This is a genomic window from Clostridium pabulibutyricum, assembly GCF_058242705.1.
In genome coordinates this window covers 44,613-50,676 of sequence record NZ_JBZAYZ010000019.1, presented here as the reverse complement: position 1 = coordinate 50,676, position 6,064 = coordinate 44,613, and the positions used below count along the sequence as shown (strand labels likewise).

Here is a 6,064-nt window from a genome sequence, read left to right as displayed (position 1 = left end):
ATGTCAAAAGATTTAATTTATTCAATATCAAAAGATAGTCATAATGAAAAAAGTCTCAAGGAACTTTTAACGAAACATCCGGAGATAAAATTCGTATCAGCTGTAGGAGTTGACCTCTGCGGCAACAACACAGATGAAAAAATACCAATCAAAGTATTTTTAAGCGATATAGATGGTTTCCTTAAAGGTGCAGTACAGACAGACGGTTCTTCCATCATACTTCCTGGAATTGCAACTCTCGACGATGCGAAGGTTGATATGGTGCCTGATCTTGATGTCAACTGGTTTGTAGACTACAATAAAGACAACCTGGATGAAGCAACTGGAAAGCCTGTTGGAACCTTGAGAATTCCCTGCTTCCTGTACCACAATGGATCAGCAGTAGATTCAAGGTATGTGCTCAAACATTCAATAGAATATTTGAAATCAAATCTCACAGACCTTTTCAAAAAATACCCTGCTTCACTTTCCTCAATCGGAATAAAGATTGACGACATAGAGGATATCATAGGAACATCCGCAACAGAACTTGAATTCTGGGTAAGTACTCCAAACAACAAGACAGAAGTTGAGGACCTTTCAACTTCACAGGTTTTAAAGGAACAGTACTGGGCAAGAACAAAAGGTGCTGTAAAGACAGCTCTTGAACAATCCCTCGAGATAATGGAGATCTACGGATTTGAGCCTGAAATGGGACACAAGGAAGTCGGCGGAATCCAGGCCAAGATCGATGAAAACGGGAACTATGAAATAATGGAGCAGATGGAAGTTGACTGGAAATATTCAACATCAGTACAGTCAGTTGACAATGAAGCCTTCGTAAAGAATATAATAGAAGAAACTTTCAAGGAAAACGGACTCAATGTTACCTTCAAGGCAAAGCCTGTTGAGGGAATCGCAGGAAGCGGAGAACACACCCATATAGGGATAGCCCTTAAACTGAAAAATGGAAAAAGAGTAAATCTTTTCTCTTCGAAAAACAGCTTCCTAAGCATATTCGGATACGGATCAATCATGGGAATACTCAAGAACTATGAAGTATTGAATCCTTTTGTTTCATCAACTACAGATGCCTTGAGAAGATTGAAACCCGGCTTTGAAGCACCTGTATGTATAGTAACTTCAATAGGACGTTCGGTTGAAGTACCATCAAGGAACAGATCCGTACTCATAGGTGTTGTACGAGAAATGCAGAGTCCTCTTGCAACAAGATTCGAACTCCGTGCCCCAAATCCAGGAACAAATACTTACATTGCAGTAGGCGCACTCTACATAGCAATGGTTGACGGAATAGAATATGCAGTAAAGAACAACAAGTCTGAGGAAGACCTTTTGAAGGAACTTTCAAAGAAAAAGGGAGAATCTGCAGACTACTTTGACAAGGACAGAGAATACAGAAGTGAAATAGATGTATTTGAATGCTATTCCGATGAAGAAAGGGAAGACCTCTTTGGAAAGGCTCCAGCAACGGTATACGAAAACTTTGAAGCCCTCGACAAATATCCTGAGAAAAAAGCAGTACTTACAAAAGGCGGAGTTTTGAAAGAAAAATATATAGAAAGCTTCAAGACAGCTTATATAGAAAAATGGTTAATTGAACTGAGCCACAGAGTATTGAATCAGTATACAAAAGAAATAAGGAACGCAAAAATGCTTCACTCCATAGACAAAGCTCTTGATATAGACGTTGCAAACTGGATGAAGATAGACAACCTGAGACATGAACTTCTTAAGGATTCATACGACAAAAAGAGTCTCTTCACACAGATAAAAGAGGCTATAGATGCTGAAGATTACGGAACTGCATCAGATCTTCAGATAGACATAGAAAAGAAGATGTTCGATCTCAGAAATTTGTATTCCAACTACAAGAAAAACTTGCTCGACATATAACACCAGATAAAGAAGAACCACTGGAAATATTCTTTCCAGTGGTTCTTTTTTTCAATATTTTCTAAGCCTAAAGGTTTTAACTGTCATCTCTCTTCTATTATTTATAGGTTTCCACAGTGCCATTCTATTTACAGTAACCATTTTACAAATGTTTTCTTTTTTTGCAGTTTCACATGCTGCAGCATATTCTTTGCTTGACCATTCTCTTACTGCATAATTTGTATTGGCAAGCGCAACATGAAGATCCCAGTTCTCCATATTTGCCTTTACATCGAACTTATAAAGCTTCAATAAATCATTTATCTGTCTTGTAAGCCTGGTTATATAACCTTTCTTTTCTATCTTGAGATTTACCGATTTGTACGGAGGTTCGAAACATATTGCTCCATTGATCTCCACCTTGAAATTTTTATATGGGCCTAGAAGTTTCGAAATTACTTTATATAATTTCTCCACATCTGGGTTTTCTATAACTGCAAGCGTTATATGTAAAACAGGCATATGCCTGTAAAGTTTGTATTTTCTACACATACTTCTCTGAATACGTTCAATATAAGAGTAAGAATTTCTATCAAATAATGCCACCAAATAATACCTCATTTTATAATACCCCCATTAGTAAAAAGTTGTAGTAAAATCTTTTACAACAATTATATCATATAATTCTTCCATGGAATATTTAATCTCCCTTAAAGTGCCTATTTAAGCGTGTTTTTCACAGTAGCCTTTTTTCACAAATTTTTATGTTAAAAAGACATTAATTTATGATATAATAAAATTTGTGTAATATGAATTAATTTGATATTTTCTAAACTTTATATAAATATAAATCGATAAGGATGGTACATAAATGGATAAATTGATAATTAACGGAGGTAAACCTCTGTTTGGTTCCATAGAAATAAATGGTGCAAAGAACGCTGCTGTTGCAATATTACCAGCTGCATTAATGGCAAGTAAAGATAAGTGTATAATAGATAACATACCTAACATAGAAGATGTTCATTGTATTGAAAGAATACTTAAAAGTCTCGGTTGTACCATTAAAATCAACAAAAATTCTGCCACAATAGACAGTACAAATATAGTAAACTTAAATGCAAGCACGGAAGATGTAAGAAAAATGCGTGCATCTTACTATCTGATAGGAGCACTTCTTGGAAGATTCAAAAAAGCAAAAGTTGAGCTTCCAGGAGGCTGTCCAATCGGAGTCAGACCAATAGATCAGCACATAAAGGGATTTGAAGCCCTTGGAGCAAAAGTAAAAATTACGCATGGATGTGTAATAGTTGAAGCGGATGAACTTATAGGAACAAACATTTTCTTTGATGTTGTAAGTGTTGGTGCAACTATAAACGTAATGCTTGCTGCAGCACTGGCAAAAGGTATAACTACTCTTGAAAATGTTGCAAAAGAACCTCACGTAGTGGATGTGGCAAATTTTCTAAACAGTATGGGTGCAAACATAAAAGGCGCAGGTACAGACGTCATACGAATAGTTGGAGTAGAAAGTTTGAATGGATGCAATTACAGTGTAATACCGGACCAGATAGAAGCAGGCACCTACATGATAGCTGCAGCTGCTTGCAGTGGCGAGGTTATAATTAAAAATGTAATTCCAAAACATCTTGAATCCATATCTGCAAAATTGATTGAAATGGGTGCTGAAATTAAAGAAGATGGTGACTGTATTACAGTAAAATCAAGTGGTCATTTAACCGGAGTTAATATAAAAACCCAGCCTTATCCTGGCTTTCCTACAGATGTACAGCAACCTATGAGCTCCCTTTTGAGCATTTCAAAAGGCCGAAGCATAATAAATGAAAGTATATGGGAGAGCAGGTTCAAACACGTAGACGAGTTGAAAAAGATGGGAGCAAACATAAAAGTTGAAGGACGAACTGCAATAATAGACGGAATCCAAAACCTGACAGGTGCCACTGTAAAAGCCACTGACCTCAGAGCCGGTGCTGCAATGGTAATTGCAGGTCTTATAGCAGAAGGTACAACAGAGGTCCTGAGCATAGAACACATAGACAGGGGATATCCCAATATAGAAGATAAGTTTAAAGCACTTGGTGCCGACATACACCGAGATTCCGAATAACTTTTATTGTTATCCAAAGCACTATTCAAACCACAAGGAGAATTATTATGATTTTTTGTCCATTATTTAGTGGAAGCAGCGGAAACAGCACTTTTATAGCATCAAAAAATACGCGAATTCTCGTTGATGCCGGTTTAACAGGCAAAGCAATGGAAAAAGCCCTATGTAGCATACATGAAAATCCCAACGAAATAGACGCTATTTTAATTACACATGAGCACACAGACCACATTAAAGGTGTCGGCATATTGTCGCGCAGGTATAATATACCTATATATGCCAACGAAGCCACATGGAATGCCATGTCAAAATCAATAGGGAAGATAAAAGAACAAAACATAAAAACAATCGAGAACGATTATGTTGAAATTAAAGATCTTGACATAACAAGCTTCAGGATATCACATGATGCAGCCGATCCAAGGGGCTATGACATTCAAAACAAAAACAAATGTGCCTGCATAGCAACTGATTTGGGCTTCCTGTCAAATGAAATAAAATTACATTTGACAAAAGCAGATGTAGTACTTCTTGAAAGCAATCATGATGTTGAAATGCTGAAATTCGGTCCATATCCCTATACTTTAAAAAGAAGAATACTCAGCAAAATAGGTCATCTTTCCAATGAAGATTGCGGTAAAGCAATACTCGATATATCAAGCACCAAATTCAAAAAAATAATCCTTGGACATTTAAGCAAAGTAAACAACTATCCTGAACTTGCCTACAAAACCGTACTCAATGTACTAAATGATGCAGGATTAAAATTAAACAGTGACTTAAATGTAACCATGGCAGAAAGAACCATGCCAAGCAATTACACAAAATTTTGATGAGAAAAGGTGCTAATGTTATGAAGAAAACTTTTACTCTTTTATTGTGCTCTACAATCCTGATATTCAACTTCTCATTGACAGCTTGCGACAGGAACGACACTTTAAGCACACGCAATAACGAAAAAGAGAAAAACATAGTGTTTTCAAATCAGAAAAATGATATAGTAGAACTAAATGTATATTTCAACTCTACCAGAGACGGCAGTAAAGTGGAAGTATCCAAAGAACCAAGAAGCATAAGCAAAGATGAACTTCTTGCGGAGACAATAGTAAACGAACTTATAAAAGGCCCTTCAGTTAAAAGCAGGCTTTATCCCGTGCTAAACAACAACACAAGGGTAATAAGTTTATCCATTAAAGACAATATTGCCTACCTTAACTTAAGCAAAGAAGCCAATGAAAATATGTCTCCCGAAAAAGAAGAAACCTGTATAAAAAGCATAGTTCTATCTCTGACCCAACTATCAAGCATCCACAAGGTAAAAATATATATAAACAACTCAGATAGAAATTTATTTGGAGGTAACTTTGACTTGTCAAAACCTATTGGGAAAAATGATCTTGACAATCTCAATGTAAATGAGAAATAAAAAATACCACATTAATTATTGCAAATTATTATAATATTTATTATAATAATTCAAGTGTTTATTCAACTTATTTGATATTAGAATAAAAAACGAAGGGGAGGTACTGCCTAACTATAATGGCAGGATTAGACATGAGTTTATATGATGATTGGACAAATACCGTCGTAACAATGGTAAAAACCAAAGGAGAAACTGAATTTTGGAAAGAATATGGATCTATAGAAAAAAATATCTATACTAAATTACTATCGGAACATATGTCTGAGCTAAATGGCAGCATAAAGAGTCTATCCAAAAGCTTTGACATTTCAACTCTATTTTTTCTCGGATTTCTCGATGGAATAAATGACAGCTTGGAGACCAGCCTTGATCTCAAGAGTCTTGAAGAAAGCTCTGAAATAACTATTAAAATAGACTTTGAAAAATTATATTTTAATATGCTTGATGCAAAAGCAGACTATTTATATAAATTACCACAATGGGAATCAATTTTTTCAAAGCAAAAGAGAAGAGAAATTCATAAAAAATGGACATCTTCAAAAACTATAGTGAATAAAAATAAAGTCGGAAGAAACGATCCCTGTCCATGCGGCAGTGGCAAAAAGTACAAAAATTGCTGTGGTAAAACTGCATAATAA

6 protein-coding genes are annotated in these 6,064 nt (G+C 35.6%); 5 read left to right on the top strand and 1 reads right to left on the bottom strand.

Annotated features, from left to right (window positions below):
• On the top strand, positions 1-1,893 hold a 1,893-nt coding region (locus tag AC4CVH_RS15160), incomplete at its 5' end, for a glutamine synthetase (protein ID WP_490788289.1).
• A 51-nt stretch (positions 1,894-1,944) separates the two neighbouring features.
• On the opposite strand, the gene AC4CVH_RS15155 is transcribed toward AC4CVH_RS15160, so the two are convergent.
• Positions 1,945-2,493, bottom strand: a complete 549-nt coding sequence (locus AC4CVH_RS15155) for a 2'-5' RNA ligase family protein (protein ID WP_490788572.1) — start codon at positions 2,491-2,493, stop codon at positions 1,945-1,947.
• Between the two features lie 250 nt (positions 2,494-2,743).
• Between AC4CVH_RS15155 and murA the strand changes: the two genes are divergently transcribed.
• From murA to AC4CVH_RS15135, 4 genes are all read left to right on the top strand, one after another.
• Entirely contained in the window at positions 2,744-4,000 is a 1,257-nt protein-coding gene (gene murA / locus AC4CVH_RS15150) for a UDP-N-acetylglucosamine 1-carboxyvinyltransferase (protein ID WP_490788571.1), read from the top strand.
• A gap of 47 nt (positions 4,001-4,047) precedes the next feature.
• Positions 4,048-4,833, top strand: a complete 786-nt coding sequence (locus AC4CVH_RS15145; protein WP_490788570.1) for an MBL fold metallo-hydrolase — start codon at positions 4,048-4,050, stop codon at positions 4,831-4,833.
• A gap of 20 nt (positions 4,834-4,853) precedes the next feature.
• The gene (locus AC4CVH_RS15140) at positions 4,854-5,426 is read left to right on the top strand and encodes a GerMN domain-containing protein (RefSeq protein WP_490788569.1); all 573 of its coding nucleotides are present in this window, start codon (positions 4,854-4,856) and stop codon (positions 5,424-5,426) included.
• Between the two features lie 131 nt (positions 5,427-5,557).
• Positions 5,558-6,061 carry an SEC-C metal-binding domain-containing protein gene (locus tag AC4CVH_RS15135; RefSeq protein WP_490788568.1) on the top strand — a complete coding sequence of 168 codons (504 nt, stop codon included), beginning with the start codon at positions 5,558-5,560 and terminating at the stop codon, positions 6,059-6,061.
• Positions 6,062-6,064 lie beyond the last annotated feature (3 nt).